Origin of the sequence: Klebsiella sp. Q2 (assembly GCF_009900705.1) — a bacterium.
In the GTDB taxonomy this organism is placed as follows: domain Bacteria; phylum Pseudomonadota; class Gammaproteobacteria; order Enterobacterales; family Enterobacteriaceae; genus Klebsiella; species Klebsiella quasipneumoniae.
This window is the reverse complement of sequence record NZ_JAAABE010000003.1, coordinates 158,400-174,148: the sequence shown is the minus strand read 5'-3', so window position 1 is coordinate 174,148 and position 15,749 is coordinate 158,400. Positions and strand designations below refer to the sequence as shown.

The 15,749-nt window shown below is 60.1% G+C and carries 12 protein-coding genes and 2 pseudogenes; 10 read left to right on the top strand and 4 right to left on the bottom strand.

What is annotated here, in order from left to right; translation table 11 throughout:
* Positions 1 to 2 precede the first annotated feature (2 nt).
* A complete protein-coding gene (locus GT756_RS12545) occupies positions 3 to 3,245 on the top strand; it encodes a transporter substrate-binding domain-containing protein (RefSeq protein WP_160124828.1) in 3,243 nt (1,080 codons plus the stop codon).
* An 89-nt stretch (positions 3,246 to 3,334) separates the two neighbouring features.
* On the opposite strand, the gene GT756_RS12540 is transcribed toward GT756_RS12545, so the two are convergent.
* Positions 3,335 to 3,997: a YfdX family protein gene (locus tag GT756_RS12540; RefSeq protein WP_072140371.1), complete on the bottom strand. Its 663-nt coding sequence runs from the start codon at positions 3,995 to 3,997 to the stop codon at positions 3,335 to 3,337.
* Between the two features lie 239 nt (positions 3,998 to 4,236).
* On the opposite strand from GT756_RS12540, the gene GT756_RS12535 reads away from it, so the two are divergent.
* The 3 genes and pseudogenes from GT756_RS12535 to GT756_RS12525 all read left to right on the top strand — a co-directional run.
* The gene (locus GT756_RS12535; RefSeq protein WP_004206086.1) at positions 4,237 to 4,812 is read left to right on the top strand and encodes an HdeD family acid-resistance protein; all 576 of its coding nucleotides are present in this window, start codon (positions 4,237 to 4,239) and stop codon (positions 4,810 to 4,812) included.
* A gap of 26 nt (positions 4,813 to 4,838) precedes the next feature.
* On the top strand, positions 4,839 to 5,144 hold the full coding sequence (hdeB, locus tag GT756_RS12530; protein WP_004206087.1) for an acid-activated periplasmic chaperone HdeB: 306 nt from the start codon (positions 4,839 to 4,841) through the stop codon (positions 5,142 to 5,144).
* A gap of 113 nt (positions 5,145 to 5,257) precedes the next feature.
* Positions 5,258 to 5,356 (top strand): annotated as a pseudogene (locus GT756_RS12525) (cobalamin adenosyltransferase); the annotation flags it as partial.
* On the opposite strand, the gene dhaR reads toward GT756_RS12525, so the two are convergent.
* Both dhaR and GT756_RS12515 read right to left on the bottom strand, forming a co-directional pair.
* Positions 5,334 to 7,259: a dihydroxyacetone kinase operon transcriptional regulator DhaR gene (gene dhaR / locus GT756_RS12520; protein WP_017899728.1), complete on the bottom strand. Its 1,926-nt coding sequence runs from the start codon at positions 7,257 to 7,259 to the stop codon at positions 5,334 to 5,336. The pseudogene GT756_RS12525 and the gene dhaR overlap by 23 nt on opposite strands.
* Before the next feature lie 101 nt (positions 7,260 to 7,360).
* Positions 7,361 to 8,458 carry a glycerol dehydrogenase gene (locus tag GT756_RS12515; protein WP_049004695.1) on the bottom strand — a complete coding sequence of 366 codons (1,098 nt, stop codon included), beginning with the start codon at positions 8,456 to 8,458 and terminating at the stop codon, positions 7,361 to 7,363.
* Positions 8,459 to 8,709: 251 nt separating this feature from the next.
* Here GT756_RS12515 and GT756_RS26365 point away from each other — a divergent pair.
* From GT756_RS26365 to GT756_RS12495, 5 genes and pseudogenes are all read left to right on the top strand, one after another.
* Positions 8,710 to 8,894: pseudogene (locus GT756_RS26365) on the top strand (hypothetical protein).
* Between the two features lie 173 nt (positions 8,895 to 9,067).
* Positions 9,068 to 10,138: a dihydroxyacetone kinase subunit DhaK gene (gene dhaK / locus GT756_RS12510; RefSeq protein ID WP_049093385.1), complete on the top strand. Its 1,071-nt coding sequence runs from the start codon at positions 9,068 to 9,070 to the stop codon at positions 10,136 to 10,138.
* 10 nt (positions 10,139 to 10,148) lie between these two features.
* Positions 10,149 to 10,781, top strand: coding sequence for a dihydroxyacetone kinase subunit DhaL (gene dhaL / locus GT756_RS12505; RefSeq protein ID WP_017899726.1), 633 nt, complete (start codon positions 10,149 to 10,151; stop codon positions 10,779 to 10,781).
* A 10-nt stretch (positions 10,782 to 10,791) separates the two neighbouring features.
* Entirely contained in the window at positions 10,792 to 12,213 is a 1,422-nt protein-coding gene (gene dhaM / locus GT756_RS12500; protein ID WP_064183230.1) for a dihydroxyacetone kinase phosphoryl donor subunit DhaM, read from the top strand.
* A gap of 74 nt (positions 12,214 to 12,287) precedes the next feature.
* Complete coding sequence (locus GT756_RS12495) at positions 12,288 to 13,937, top strand: glycerone kinase (protein ID WP_043520960.1); 1,650 nt, start codon at positions 12,288 to 12,290, stop codon at positions 13,935 to 13,937.
* A 163-nt stretch (positions 13,938 to 14,100) separates the two neighbouring features.
* Here the strand turns inward: GT756_RS12495 and GT756_RS12490 are convergent, their stop codons facing one another.
* Entirely contained in the window at positions 14,101 to 14,877 is a 777-nt protein-coding gene (locus GT756_RS12490) for a siderophore-interacting protein (RefSeq protein ID WP_072140370.1), read from the bottom strand.
* Positions 14,878 to 15,117: 240 nt separating this feature from the next.
* Between GT756_RS12490 and GT756_RS12485 the strand changes: the two genes are divergently transcribed.
* Positions 15,118 to 15,672, top strand: coding sequence for a PadR family transcriptional regulator (locus tag GT756_RS12485; protein ID WP_043520961.1), 555 nt, complete (start codon positions 15,118 to 15,120; stop codon positions 15,670 to 15,672).
* Positions 15,673 to 15,749: the final 77 nt, after the last annotated feature.

The window sequence follows — 15,749 nt, the reverse complement described above, 5'->3', positions numbered from 1 at the left end:
GCATGGTCGTTCATCTTATTTTATCCCTGATTGTCGGGCTGGCGCTGAGTCTCTCTCCCTCCGCGTTTGCCATGAAGCAACTGGAGCTGAAAAGCCATGCCCACATTGCGGCGATCGACATTCCGCTCAACGATAAGGCAAAGGCCTGGCTGGCCGCCCAGCCAACGCTGATCGTCGGCACCTGGCTCCCTGAGATGACGCCCGTCGTCTACGACAGCGACGAAGAAAGCTATCAGGGGATTAACGCCGACTATCTGGCGCTGATGGCGCACAGCCTCGGGCTAAAGGTGGTTATCCGCCAATATGACACCGAGCAGCAGGCGCTGGCCGCCCTGGCCGACCGCCAGGTCGATACCCTGCTCACTCAGGTGGCGCACCGGGATGCGCTCGCCCCGGGCCTGGTTCAATCCGCACCGCTGATCAAAACCTGGCCGACGCTGGTCACCTCGCTAAAATCCCCCCTGCCGCCGCTAACCACCGACCGCCGCGTCAAGCTAGCCTGCACCCGCGATTGCGCCTTTTTCGATATTATTCAACAGGCGTTTCCCAACGCCAAAATCACCCTTTATGATAGCGACTATCAGGCCCTCGCCTCGGTGGTCAGCGGCGAGAATCAGTATTTCATCGGCAATAACATCACCACCGGCCACTGCATCTCGAAATATTTCTCGCAATCGCTGGTCATCACGCACTATTTTCGTCAGCAGGAGCAGCACAACCGCTTTGTCACCCGTGAAGATCGACCGGCGCTGCACCAGCTCCTTGACCGTTTTATCCACGCCATCGACAGCGATACCGCGATGCGGATCATGCAAAACTGGCTCAACCGCGGCGATCTGTCGTTTCTTAATACCCCGTTGCCTTTTACCGCTGAGGAGCAGCGCTGGCTGCGGAAGCATCGTCACATCCGCCTGCTGGTTAACCCCTACTTTCCACCTTTTACCCTGGTGGATGACGAAGATGAGCTGCGCGGCATCATGGCCGATATGCTGAATATTTTCTCACTACAGACCGGGCTGCAGTTTGACCCTATTCTGGTGCGCAATCGTCAGGATCTGGCAAAGCGCATGGAAAAAGAGGATTGGGCGATCATGCCCGCCGCGACCCTGACCCCGCAGCCGCAGGCTTACGTCACCCTCAGCGAGCCGCTCATTAACGTGGCCTTTGTGCTGGTCGCCCGCGGCAGCGCGCCCGACCCGCATCTGCTGACGCGCCCGGCACGGATCGCCCTGCCGGTGGGGCCGATCGCCGCCCACGACCTGAAAGCGCGCTTTCCGCAGGTTAACTGGGTGGAGACGGATAACGTTGGTGTCGCCATGAAGATGGTGGAGGAAGGCGAGGTGGATGCCGCCGTGGCCTCGGAGCTTTCCGCCCGCTATATGATCGATCACTACTATCCGCAAGATCTTCACTACACCCGCATCGATGGACTCCCGGTCGCCGCCATTCGGCTGGCGATCCCACGCGATGAACCGGTGCTGGCCGCCGTGCTCAACAAAGCGCTGCAGGCCATTCCGCCGCGGGACATTCTGCAGATGACCGAGAAGTGGTCGAAAATCTCCAGCCAGCAAATAGAGAACTGGAGCCAGTACAGCCGCCAGTTTTACCAGCTGATCGCCTTCGCGCTGGTGCTGATCGCCATCAGCCTCGGCTGGGGACTCTCCCTGTGCCGGGAAGTACGCAAACGCAAAGACTCTCAGCAGCGGCTGGAAGAGGAGCTGGCGCAGAAGGAAGCCCTCTCCTGCGCGCTGGAGCGGGAAAAAGACAAAGCGATTCAAGCGACAAAAGCCAAGAGTCGCTTTCTGGCCAGCATGAGCCACGAGCTGCGCACGCCGGTGAGCGCCATCGTCGGCTTTCTGGAACTGCTGGCGAAACCGGAGCTGAACGTCGGTCAGCGTAAAGAGGCGATCGAGCTGGCGGGGTCGACGGCGCAAACCCTGCTGGGACTTATCGGCAATATTCTCGATATCGACAAGATTGAGTCGGGAAAATACCAGATCACCCCACAGTGGAGCGATGTGGCGCAGGTGGTGTCGCAGCAGTGCCACACCTTCGGCGCGCTGGCGCAGCAGAAGGGGATCGCGCTGCATTGCCATCTCCCTCTGCAGGAGGGGATCGCGCTGTGGGTCGACCCTCAGGCGCTGCGGCAAATTCTCAATAATCTCATCGGCAATGCGCTGAAGTTTACCGCCGAGGGCGCGATTCAGATCTCCTGCCGGCTGGCGCAGGCGGATGAGACACAGGGAGAGCTGACCCTCATCGTTAGCGACAGCGGCTGCGGGATCAGTGAAGCTGAGCAGGCCACCCTCTTTCATCGCTATGCCCAGGCGCGCCAGGGACGCCAGCAGACCGGCTCCGGGCTGGGGCTGGTCATTTGCCAGGAGCTGGTTACGCTGATGCAGGGCCGGCTGGAGATGGTCAGCCGTCCGGGTGTGGGGACCACTTTCACCATCACGCTGCCGGCCAGGGTGAGTCGCTGCGCGATTCACGCGCCACAGGCGTTGCCCGCCAGGCCGCAGGCCCTGCCCGGGCTGTCGATATTGATAGCGGACGACCACCCCACCAACCGGCTGTTGCTCAAACGCCAGCTTAACACTATCGGCTACAGTGTCGATGAAGCTTGCGACGGTGAAGAAGCGGAGAATAAGCTCGCCGGCAAACATTACGATCTGCTGATCACGGACCTCAATATGCCGAAGAAAGATGGCCTGGCGCTGGCGGCGTCGTTACGCCGACGCTACCCGAGCCTGGTGATTTGGGGAGTGACCGCCAGTGCGCTGCCGCAGTCGCGGGAGGCATGTCTGGCCAGCGGCATGAATATGTGTCTGTTTAAGCCAGTGTCGGTTCAGACGCTGAGCCATGAGCTCAGCCGCTTAGCGGTGGGCCACGCATCACCTAACGCCGCCCGGCATCTGAAGCTCAGCGTGCTGACCGAAAATACGGGGGGAGACCAGGCGCTGATGGCTGAGATGCTGGAGACGTTCCGCGATGCGTCGGCCACAGATTTACAGGCCGCCGGACAGGCTATCGCCCGGCATGAACCGCAGACCTTTCTGCGGGCGCTGCACCGTCTGCACGGTTCAGCACAAATCCTGGGGATTACTGCGCTACAACAACTGTGCGCCCCTTTTGAGGCTAAGCGACCTGATTCGCTGACGCCGGCAAGCTGTCTGGAGGTGGTACAGCACATCACCGGCATCCTGTGCGAGATCGATGGCGAAATCGACGCCCTCATCGGCCGCTAGCCGTTCCGGTCGGGCAGTCCGCTGCCCGACCGTTAAGGGGACATCCTTGTCAGTCTCTTCCTCTGCGCTCTCTCAGGGTGGAACGAGGATCAGTTACCCGCCACCAGCATCTCGCTGTCCACCACGATGCCCTCTTCAGCGCCTTTCAGCACCAGATTCGCTTCGTAATACTTCCCGGCTTTCAGCAGTTTTTGCGCCTGCGCCACCGCCTTACGGGTCTGGTTAAGCGGCATCAGATACTGGTTCTCAATCACGCCAATACCGGCCAGGCGCAGGGTATCGATAGCCCCTTTCTGATCGCCTTTCGCCAGTTTTTCGTTGGCAGATTTAATGGCACTCTCTTTTTCCGGGGTGGCCACATAGTCTTCAGACAAGGCGATGGTCGCATTGATCACCACATAGCGATCGGCGATCATTTTGGCTGTCGCGTCGGTTTTCACGAACTTCGCCCAGCTGGCGTCATCGGCGGCCAGCAGCGCGGCGGCGTCGTCTGTCAGTTTTTTGGCGCTCTCCGGCTGGCCGTGAAACAGCGCCAGACGGGCGAACTGGACGTCGCGCATCGCGTTCGCGCCCTGAACCGCCACCTGTAACACATCGGCGGCTTCTTTCTGCACCTGCGCTGTGGCTGCCGCGGCAGGCGCTGCCGTCGCGTTATCTGCTGCCCACACCGGAGAGGTACCCATCATGGTTGCCAGCAGGCTCGCCAGAATGACTTTTTTCATCGTTAACTCCTGATTAAAATCGGTAAGCATCACCAAACGCAGCCAGCTTAAAAAATATCGTAGTTATTGAGAATCAGAGCCCGGAATCGATATTGCGGGCCTTGTCTGACAGCTGTCAGATAAGGCGTATAAAGTGACCTCAGCACTCTTATTTACGCCTGGCGATGGCACGGCCTACTATTTTCCTCAGACATTTCTTTTGGCCCGCTGAATAAAGCATAACGTATTTTATTCAGCGTCAGGCCGCCAACCGGATCTGCGGAGCAATTATGTTTATGTTTAGCAATTACACCTTAAATGCGTTTAGCCCACGCGTCTTCATTCGATATAAACGGCATGCCGGCATGATGGCCGCCCTGCTGTTTATCTGCGGAGCCTGTTGTCTGGCCTGGCCATTGGTCGCCGGCTGGTATCTCGCCACGGTGACCGGCATGTTGTTCATGATCTGCGGCTTCTATTCACTATACAGCCTGATTGTTTTCCGTCAGCAGCACTGGAAATCACGCCTGGTGGCGCTGATCTTCGCCATCGCCTGGATCGTGCTCGGCCTGAGTTTTGTCGTCAATCCCCTCAACGGCATGAGCAGTCTGGCCTTTTTATTCGGCTTTTTATTTGTTCTCGGCGGTATTTCCCGCATCGTCAGCGGATGTAAAACCCGAAAACAAAGCGGCGCTGGCTGGAATATTTTTATCGGCCTGCTGGATTTAATTATCGCCTGCCTGTGGCTGGCAATGAACCCGCAGCAAAGCTGGTTATTTATTACCGCATTTATCGGCGTTGAAATGATATTTAGCGCCATCGGCTTTCTGGTCCTGAGAAATAAGATGAAGCATGCTCGGGCTTAAGCCGTATTTTATGACTGGAGAAGAAAATGAATTTACCTAAAGCACTCGTATTGACCGTGGCGGCGACCACATTCTGTCTGATGACCAGCCCGGCATTCGCGGTACAGGAAACCACACCGCAGAATATGACCTGTCAGGAATTTATGGATATGAACCCGAAAAGCATGACCCCGGTGGCCTTCTGGGTAGTGAATCGCAACACCGACTTCAGCGGCGGGGACTATGTCGACTGGCATGAAGTCGAGACCGTCTCGGTGCCGAAAATGCTGCAGCAGTGCCACAAGAACCCCGCCGCTAAACTCGGCGACCTCAACTCGGTTATTAAAAAATAAGCCTTCCCCCGGCGCTCGCCGGGGAAAGTTAACCTCGTTACCCGCCGTTATGCGGCGGGCCCCGTCACACTCATCGCTAGCGCATTCGCACGGCAGAGGATGGCCAATTTGGCCCACTGCGCGACGCGCTCAAACGCTACAGCAATCGTCTGTCGGACGCCCTGTTCTCCATGGCGCGTATCGAGGAGGCTAGGCCTGATGCTTGCGCTTGAACTGGCTGGCGTCGATATCGTACTGCTTCATTTTGCGCCACAGGGTGGTGCGGCCAATATTCAGCAGTTGCGACATCTCCTGCACCCGCCCGCTGGTCACCCGGGCAGCGTGAATGATGGCCTCTTTTTCGATGGCGCTAAAGGTCAGGCTGGCCGGCAGCAGCGATGAGCCGCTATCGACCCCCGGCCGATCGGAAAAGAGATATTCCGGCAGGTTGCTTAGCCGAATGTGGCCGTTGTCGCTGCTGATGGCAATGTTCTCTATCACGCTGTTAAGCTCAAAATCATTTCCCGGCCACGAGTAGGCCACCAGTTGGGCCAGCGCGTCATCGTCCACTTTCAGCCGCGAAGAGAAACGCTTCTCCAGGCTCTTCAGCCGGTTATGCACCAGCGACGGGATGCTGTTGCGCCGGGCGCGCAGCGGGGGGATGACAATCTCGAAGGAGTGCAGCGCATAGTACAGCTGGCGGCTAAAGCGGTTCTGTTCCACCAGGTTGGCCAGATCGACGGTGGTGGTGGCGATCACCTTCACATCCACCGGGATCAGGCGGCGGGCGTCGAGGCGGGTAAGCACTCCCTGCTTAATCACCTGCAGCAGGGCCGACTGCAGCTCCGGCGCCAGATACTCAATTTTTTCCAGAAACAGGGTGCCGCCATTGGCCAGCTCAAGGCGGCTCAGGCGGCCATTTTCATCGTCAGTGGGGGCGCTGCCCATAAAGTCCTGACCCAGCACGCTGTCGGCATACAGCTGGCAGTTGACGGCGATATAGGGGCCGCCCGCCCGCTCGCTTTCATTGTGGATGGCCTGGCTCAGCAGCTCTTTCCCTACCCCTTCTTCACCGCACAGCAGCACCGGGAAGCCGCCGCGCGCCGCCTGGCGGCCAAAGTGGATCAGCCGCCGGGTTTCCGGATCGTCGGCTGACATCTGCTCAAAGGTGTGGCTGACTTTGCCCAGCTGGCTGGTCATCAGCTGCCGCATCTGCTCCACCGGGTGCAGCAGCAGAATAAAGCTGTTGCCTTGCGCCTCGACGATCGGTTTTAAGGTGATCACCGCGTCGATAAACTGGTGCTGGCTTTCAAAGGTAACTTCAACGTGATTCAGGCCGCGGGCGTGTTTGATGGCCCGGCGCAGCAGCGCCGGAAGGGTCACCAGATCGGCGATATTTTTCCCCTGGCTGGCCTGGGCATCAAGATGCAGCAGACTCGCCGCCTGAACATTGAGAAATTGCAGCACCCCCTGTTCGTTCCACGCCATCACCCCGTCGTCCATACTCTCCAGCAGGCCGTACATCTGATTAAGGTGGCGGTTGGATTCCGCCAGCAGGCTGTCGGTGAGCAGGGAATTGCCCACCTCGCGGGCGATGGCCAGCGTCAGGGAAAGGTCGGCGCTGGACTGGTGCTCCACCAGACAGCAAAGCGAGATAGAGCCGAACAGGCGCCCGTGGTTATCGAACACCGGCGTCGAACAAAAGCTCCATGGCTGCAGGGCCTGCTTAAAATGCCGATCGCCGGCGGTGTTGATCGGCTGCCCCTGCATCGCGGCCAGCGACAGCGCGCAGGTGCCGATAATGCTCTCCGCGCAGTAGCTGCCGTCGCGAAATCCCAGGTCAGCCAACTGCGCCAGCGTTTGCGGTTCGCCGCAGCGGCTCAGGATGCAGGCGGTCTCATCAAGAATAAACAGCGCGCAGGGGCGACCGTCCATAAACTCCCAGGCGTCCTCCAGCGCCGCCTGACCGATGGTCAGCAGCGCGGTTTTACGCCGACAGATAGAGTCAAAAGTCAGGCCCTGAGCCTGGTGCGGCGTTTGCCAGGTTTCGCGCTGCATAAACTTGCTGCAGCGATGCCATGACTGGGCGATGACGGCAGAGACCGCCTTCCCGGTATCCTGAGTCTGAACAGTCATACTGTTTTCCGCGTTTTACCATAGAGAACCCCTCCGGCAGCCACTGCCAGAGGGGAGAAAGAGAAACCGCTGACCGGCGCCAGCGGTTTAGCCACCGCGAATTAACGCGCCAGCCACTGCTGGCCTAACAGATCGGCGGTGAGGATAGCGGCGTGCACGCTTTCCGGGGTCACCGCGAACGGCATATTGTGGATGGTCTCCCCTTCCGCGCAGGTGGCTTTTGCCACCGCGGTGATTTTCGCGTCGATCCCCTCTTTGACGCCCATCTGCGCGAGGGTCACCGGCAGGCCGACGCGCTGGCAGAAGCCCAGCACGGTTTCAATCTCGTCCATCGGGCTGTTCTGCAGCACCAGCTGCGCCAGGGTGCCGAAGGCCACTTTCTCGCCGTGATACAGGTGGTGACACTCTTCCAGAATGGTGAAACCGTTGTGGATCGCGTGGGCGGCGGCCAGGCCGCTACTTTCAAAGCCAATGCCGCTGAGGTAGGTGTTCGCCTCGATGATGCGCTCCAGCGCTTCGGTCACCACCCCGGCCTGCGCCGCCAGACGGGCCTTTTCGCCCTCCGCCAGCAGCGTATCATAGCACAGGCGGGCCAGGCTCAGCGCCGCCTCGGTGGACTGCCCCCCGGCCATGCTGGTGGCGCGCGCATCGTAGCAGGCTTTAGCCTCGAACCAGGTGGAGAGCGCATCGCCCATGCCGGAGACCAGCAGGCGTACCGGCGCTTTGGCGATAATCGCCGTGTCCATCACCACCATATCCGGGTTTTTCGGATAGATCAGATACTCTTCAAACTCGCCCGCTTCGGTGTAGATCACCGACAGCGCGCTGGTCGGCGCATCGGTCGAAGCGATGGTCGGGATCACCACCACCGGCAGCTTCTGGTAGTACCCGATCGCCTTCGCGGTATCGAGGGTCTTACCGCCGCCGATGCCGACCACGCCGCGGCAGCCCTGTTTTTTCAAAATCGCCATCAGGCGGTTAATTTCCGCATGGCTGCATTCGCCGTTAAACCGTTCCGCATGGCAGCGAATATCGTGACTCTGCAGGCCATTCACCACTTTCTCCCCCGCCAGCTTCATCACGAAGTCGTCAGCGATGACGAAGAAGCTCTCCGCCAGGTTTTTAGCATATTGACCGAACAGAACAGCAGCATCAGGACCCTGAAGATATTTGGCTGGAGATTGAATAACTTTTAGCATTCCTTTCACCCTCAAATAAGTGCGCATGTAGACATGATGAGCCCTGGCGTTATCCGCGCCGGCCGGTAAAGCGCGGCCTCAACGGAATGTACCGGAGCAGTGCGATCACTGTAGGACCGGCAGGGAACAAAAAAATCTTTCGCCTTTTTGTTCTGATATGAAACACAGGTTAAATTTTTACGTTCCATATTGGAACAAAAAGCCCTGTTCTCCGTCAGGATTGCGATCCCGATCCGCTCCTCTGCCGCATAATTCCCCTACCATCCCCCTTTAGCGGCAGGCTTTTCCCGCGCAGCTGCGTGAAAATCAGCGAAAAATTTTTTCCGCCTACTGTGCCGGCTGCGATGACCGGGGCTTAAAGCAGGTGAAAAAAAGCGCGCCAGCTCGCATTTTCACCGTTTTCTCAGCAAAAACGTTCCATAAAGAAACAAAATAAGCAGGCGATGTTTCGTAATGAAACCCGATCGCCGGGGCATTCTTTTTTTCGTCCGCTCAGCCAGAATCATCATATCGCCAGGCACGCTGCACCGTCAGACGATACCCCTACGCGATGACCGCCTCCGCCAGCAGAGAGGCCGCATCGAACCTTCTCCAACGGAGCACTGAATAATGAAAAAGCTGATTAACCGTGTTGAAGATGTACTGAATGAACAATTACAGGGGCTGGCTAAAGCCCACCCGCAGCTTACCCTGCATCAGGACCCGCTGTACGTCACCCGCGCCGATGCGCCGGTGGCCGGCAAGGTCGCCCTCCTCTCCGGCGGCGGCAGCGGCCATGAGCCAATGCACTGCGGCTATATCGGCCAGGGGATGCTTTCTGGCGCCTGCCCGGGGGAAATCTTCACCTCGCCGACGCCAGATAAAATGTTCGAATGCGCGATGCAGATTGACGGCGGCGAAGGCGTCCTGCTGATTATCAAAAACTACACCGGCGACATCCTGAACTTCGAAACCGCCACCGAGCTGCTGCATGAGAGCGGCATTAAAGTCACCACCGTGGTGGTCGACGACGACGTGGCGGTGAAGGACAGTCTCTATACCGCAGGCCGCCGCGGCGTCGCCAATACCGTACTGATCGAAAAACTGGTCGGCGCCGCCGCCGAGCGCGGCGATTCGCTGGAGGCCTGCGCTGAACTGGGGCGCCGCCTGAATAATCTCGGTCACTCCATTGGCATCGCCCTCGGCGCCTGCACCGTACCGGCCGCCGGACAACCTTCCTTTACCCTGCAGGACGATGAAATGGAGTTCGGCGTCGGCATTCACGGCGAGCCGGGCATCGACCGCCGTCGCTTCAGCTCGCTGAACCAAACCGTCGATGAGATGTTCGATACCCTGCTGGAGAATGGCGCCTACAGCCGCACGCTGCGCCAGTGGGATACCGTCAAGGGCGCGTGGCAGGAAGTGAAGCAGAGCAAAACCGCGCTGCAAAACGGCGACCGGGTCATCGCGCTGGTCAATAACCTCGGCGCCACCCCGCTGTCCGAACTGTACGGTGTGTATCACCGTCTCGCCCAGCGCTGCGAAGCGTCCGGCATCATCATCGAACGCAACCTCGTCGGTAGCTACTGTACCTCGCTGGATATGGCGGGCTTCTCCATCACTCTGCTGAAAGTGGATGATGAGACGCTGGCGCTATGGGACGCCCCGGTTCATACCCCGGCGCTAAACTGGGGAAACTAAGGAGCACGACATGTCACTGAACAGAACGCAAATCGTCGACTGGCTGTACCGCTGCGGCGATATCTTCACCAAAGAGAGCGATTTTCTCACCGGCCTCGATAAAGAGATCGGCGATGCCGATCACGGCCTGAACATGCACCGCGGCTTCAGCAAGGTGGTGGAAAAGCTGCCGTCGATTGCCGATAAAGATATTGGCTTTATCCTCAAAAACACCGGCATGACGCTGCTCTCCAACGTCGGCGGCGCCAGCGGCCCGCTGTTCGGCACCTTCTTCATTCGCGCCGCGCAGGTCACTCAGGCTCACCAGAGCCTGACGCTCGACGAACTGTACCTGATGATCCGCGAAGGCGCGGACGGCGTCGTCAACCGCGGCAAAGCGGAGCCGGGGGATAAAACCATGTGCGACGTCTGGCTGCCGGTGGTGGACTCCCTGCGCCAGTCCAGCGAGCAGCACCTGTCGATCGCCGCCGCGCTGGATGCCGCCTGCAAAGCAGCGGAAGCCGGCGCCCACAGTACCATCACCATGCAGGCGCGCAAAGGCCGCGCCAGCTACCTTGGCGAACGCAGCATCGGCCATCAGGATCCGGGCGCCACGTCAGTGATGTTTATGATGCAGATGTTGGCCGCCGCGGCCAAAGAGTAAGGAAATCGCGATGGTAAACCTGGTTATTGTTTCTCATAGCGCCCGGCTGGGCGAAGGTGTCGGAGAACTGGCCCGGCAGATGTTAATCAACGACGGCTGCAAGCTGGCGATCGCCGCCGGGATCGACGACCCCGACAGCCCGATCGGCACCGACCCGATCAAGGTCATGGAAGCGATCGAATCCGTCGCCGACACCGACCACGTGCTGGTGATGATGGATATCGGCAGCGCGTTGCTCAGCGCCGAGACCGCTCTCGATCTGCTCGATCCGGCGATTGCCGCGAAGGTGCGGCTGTGCGCCGCGCCGCTGGTGGAGGGGACGCTGGCGGCCACCGTCAGCGCCGCCTCCGGCGCCGGGATCGACAAAGTGATCGCCGACGCCATGAACGCCCTGGAGGCCAAACGGATCCAGCTGGGTTTACCTTCGCCAACCCCTGACGCCGCCCCGACGCCGACGCTTGCCGACGATGGCGACAGCAAATCGCTTGCGGTGGTCATACAGAACCACAACGGCCTGCACGTGCGTCCGGCGTCGAAGCTGGTCGCCGCGCTGGCAGGCTTTAACGCCGATCTGATGCTGGAGAAAAACGGGAAGTGCGTCAAACCGGACAGCCTCAACCAAATCGCCCTGTTGCAGGTGCGACGCAACGACAAGCTGCGCCTGCTGGCCCGTGGGCCAGAGGCCGATGCGGCGCTGGCGGCGTTTCAGGCGCTGGCCGCCGATAACTTCGGCGAATCGCCTGCGGCGCAACCGGCAGCGGCCCCGGCCACCTCCGGGCGCGTCGAAGGCATCGCGCTGCGCTATTCGCTGGCCCTGATCCAACCGGTGCGTCCAGCCGCCGCCGATGTCGCCCGCGAGCAGCAGCGACTGCGCCGGGCCATCGACCAGACGCTGGCGGAGCTCACCGCCCTGACCGAGCTGGCGGAGAATAAATTTAACGCCGACATCGCGGCGATTTTCGCCGGGCACCACACCCTGCTCGACGATGAGGATCTGTTTGATGCCGCCAACGATCGTCTGCTCACCGAGCCGTGCTCGGCGGAATGGGCGTGGCATCAGGTGCTGATGGAGCTCAGCCAGCAGTATCGCCAGCTGGATGATCCCTATCTGCAGGCGCGCTATATCGATATCGAAGATATTCTGCAGCGCACCCTGCGCCATCTGCAGGACGTTCAGGAGACGCTGCCGACGCCCGGCGAGCCGACCATTATTATCGCCGACAACATGTTCCCGTCGACCGTCCTGCAACTGGATGCCAGTCGAGTCAAAGGCCTGTGCCTGCGCGACGGCAGCGAACAGGCCCACGGCGCGATTATCGCCCGCGCGGCGGGGATCGCCTGGCTGTGCCAACAGGGCGAGGCGCTGAACAGCGTGCAGCCCGGCGAGCCCATCGCGCTCGATATGCGCCACCAGCGCCTTATCCGCCACTAAATCCACTTTGACCGTTACCGCTCCGGAGGTCTGCCTCCGGAGGGTGAGTTTTCGCTTACTCTTCAGGAACCACTATGTCTCAATTCTTTTTTAACCAGCGCGCCAGCCTCGTCAACGACGTGATTGAGGGAACCATCATCGCCAGTCCGTGGAATAACCTCGCCCGGCTGGAGAGCGACCCGGCGATCCGGGTGGTGGTCCGTCGCGACCTGAATAAAAACAACGTGGCGGTGATCTCCGGCGGCGGCGCCGGCCACGAACCGGCGCACGTCGGCTTTATTGGTAAAGGCATGCTGACCGCCGCAGTCTGTGGCGATCTGTTCGCCTCGCCGAGCGTCGACGCGGTGCTTACCGCCATTCAGGCGGTGACCGGCGAGGCGGGCTGCCTGCTGATCGTAAAAAACTATACCGGCGACCGGCTGAACTTTGGCCTGGCGGCGGAGAAAGCGCGCCGTCTGGGCTACAACGTGGAAATGCTGATCGTTGGCGACGACATTTCGCTGCCGGATAACAAACAGCCGCGGGGCATCGCCGGTACGCTGTTCGTCCATAAGGTGGCGGGCTATTTTGCCGAACGCGGCTACAACCTCGCCACCGTTCTGCGCGAAGCGCGGTACGCCGCCAACCACACCGCCAGCATCGGGGTGGCGCTGGCCAGCTGCCATCTGCCACAGGAGGCCGACAGCGCGCCGCGCCATCAGGCCGGTCACGCCGAGCTGGGAATGGGCATCCACGGCGAGCCTGGCGCCTCCACCATCGCCACGCAAAACAGTGCGGACATCATCAACCTGATGGTGGAAAAACTGACCGCCGCCCTGCCGGAAACCGGCCGTCTGGCGGTGATGCTCAATAACCTCGGCGGCGTGTCGGTGGCCGAAATGGCGATCCTGACCCGCGAACTGGCTAACACGCCGCTGCAGGCACGCGTTGACTGGCTGATTGGCCCGGCCTCGCTGGTGACGGCCCTGGATATGAAGGGTTTCTCGCTGAGCGCCATCGTGCTGGAAGAGAGTATTGAGAAAGCGCTGCTGGCGGATGTGGAAACCGCCGGCTGGCCACGGCCAGTGCAGCCGCGGACAGTTAACATCATGCCCTCCACTCTCGCCAGCGCACGCGTCGACTTTACGCCCTCTGCCAACCCGCAGGTGGGCGATTACGTCGCGCAGGTGACCAGCACCCTCGTCGGGCTTGAAGATCATCTCAACGCGCTGGATGCCAAAGTGGGCGATGGCGATACCGGCTCCACCTTCGCCGCCGGGGCGCGTGAGATTGCCGACCTGCTGCAGCGCCAGCAGCTGCCGCTGAACGACCTGCCCACGCTGTTTGCGCTGACGGGCGAACGCCTGACGGTGGTGATGGGCGGCTCCAGCGGGGTATTGATGTCGATCTTCTTCACCGCTGCCGGGCAGAAACTGGAGCAAGGCGCCAGCGTGGCCGAGGCGCTGAACGCTGGTCTGGAGCAGATGAAATTTTACGGCGGCGCCGATGAAGGCGACCGGACAATGATCGATGCTCTGCAGCCGGCGCTGACGGCGCTGCTGGCCGAACCGGAGAACCTGCAGGCCGCTTTTGCCGCGGCGCAGGCCGGCGCGGATCGCACCTGCCAGTCGAGCAAAGCCGGCGCCGGACGAGCGTCCTATCTCAACAGCGACAGCCTGCTCGGCAACATGGACCCAGGCGCCCACGCGGTGGCGATGGTGTTTAAGGCGCTGGCGGAACGATAAGCCTCCCCGGTGGCGCTGCGCTTACCGGGGCAACGTCACAGCGCCGAAGGGTAGGTCGGGTAAGGCGTTAGCCGACACCCGACAAAAAACGGCATCGCGGTTAGCCCGGATAAGGCACTACGCGCCGCTATCCGGGTTTTACCACGATGGCTTTTTACTTGCTTTACTTGCTGTGCCAGTACGCCTGCGAACGCACCAGCTGCTGATCGATGCTCTCATCTTCAAAGCGCGCCAGCAGCGATTTCACCACCGCGCCTTCACCGGTCAGCCAGATGAAATAATCCTCCGCCGGCACCTTCACCTGGGCCAGACGCTCGGCGACGAACGCCGGATTGTGGCCCACCACCCACTCGATGTTAAAGCCGTCGAGATCCGCCAAATAATCTTTATATGACGCATCAGCGATAGTGACGATGGCCGTCACCTGCGGCGTCACCGCCAGCTGACGCAATCCCAGCAGGCGACGACGCAGCGCCGGCATACCGGACTCATCGCAGACATATAACTGCCAGGCGTAATCCTCCGGCACCACCAGCGAGCCGCGCGGACCGCCGATCACCAGCTTATCGCCCACTTTTGCCTCCAGCGCCCAGCGGCTGGCAATTCCGCCATCGTGGATAAAGAAGTCATACGCCAGCTCATGGCGTTCGGCATCGTACAGCGGCGTATAGTCGCGGGTAGCAGGCCGCACGCCCTCACCCCAGTCGATCCCCTCCTCGGTCACCTGCGGCGGCGCAAACGCCGCGCCCGGCTCCGGGAAGAAAAGCTTGGTGTGGTCGTCAAAGCCGCGGGAAACGAAACCTTCCAGCGCCTCGCCTCCCAGCACGATGCGCTGGAAGGCCGCGCCTGCGCGCTCCACGCGCAGCACCGTCAGCTCACGGAAACGCAGCTCATTGCGGACACGCTGCGGGTACTTGTCTGCTTTGGTTTTTGTCATCATCGATCGCCTTCGTGAACAGTAAATAGATATATCTAAACTCGATGCAAATGATAATGATTGCCAACTAAAAAGAATGCAAGTCTTTTTTTGATATAGTCAAAACAAACCGCATTAAAATACGCATATCAAAAATAAATATATAAATATCAAAGCATTAAAAAATAAATCGTAAGTTGCATTGCGAATATTCACTTTTTAGATATAAATTAGATATATCAAAAAAAACAACGAGAGGTAACCATGCGACATCATCATGAAGAGGGGCGTGGGCCACGCGGGCGCCACAGCGATCCCAGCGAACACGGCGAACATGGCCGCCGCGGCGGCGGACGTCGCCAGCGTTTCTTTGGCCACGGCGAACTGCGGCTGATTATTCTGGACATCCTCAGTCGCAGCGCCAGCCACGGCTATGAGCTGATCAAAGAGATCGAAACCCTCACCCAGGGGAACTACAGCCCCAGCCCGGGGGTGATCTACCCGACGCTGGATCTGCTCCAGGACCAGGGCCTTATCAGCGTGGAAGACGACAACGGACGCAAAAAAATCGTCATCAGCGAAGAGGGGAAACAGCTGCACGCGGAGAACCAGGAGCACCTGGCCCATATCCAGGAGCGTTTGCAGGCGCGGATGGTCGGCTGCGAGCTGCGCAGAGATCCGCAGATGAAGCGCGCGCTGGAGAATTTCAAAGCGGTCCTCGACCTGAAAGTGAACCAGCAGGCCAGCAGCGCCGCCCAGCTCAAGCAGATCATCGGCATTATCGACCGAGCGGCGATGGAGATCTCCCAGCTAGACTAAGCCTCTTTTCTCACCATCGGTTGCCCCGCGCTGGGGCAGCCCGCACCACGACGGATCGTCCCGCTAAAGTCCACAAG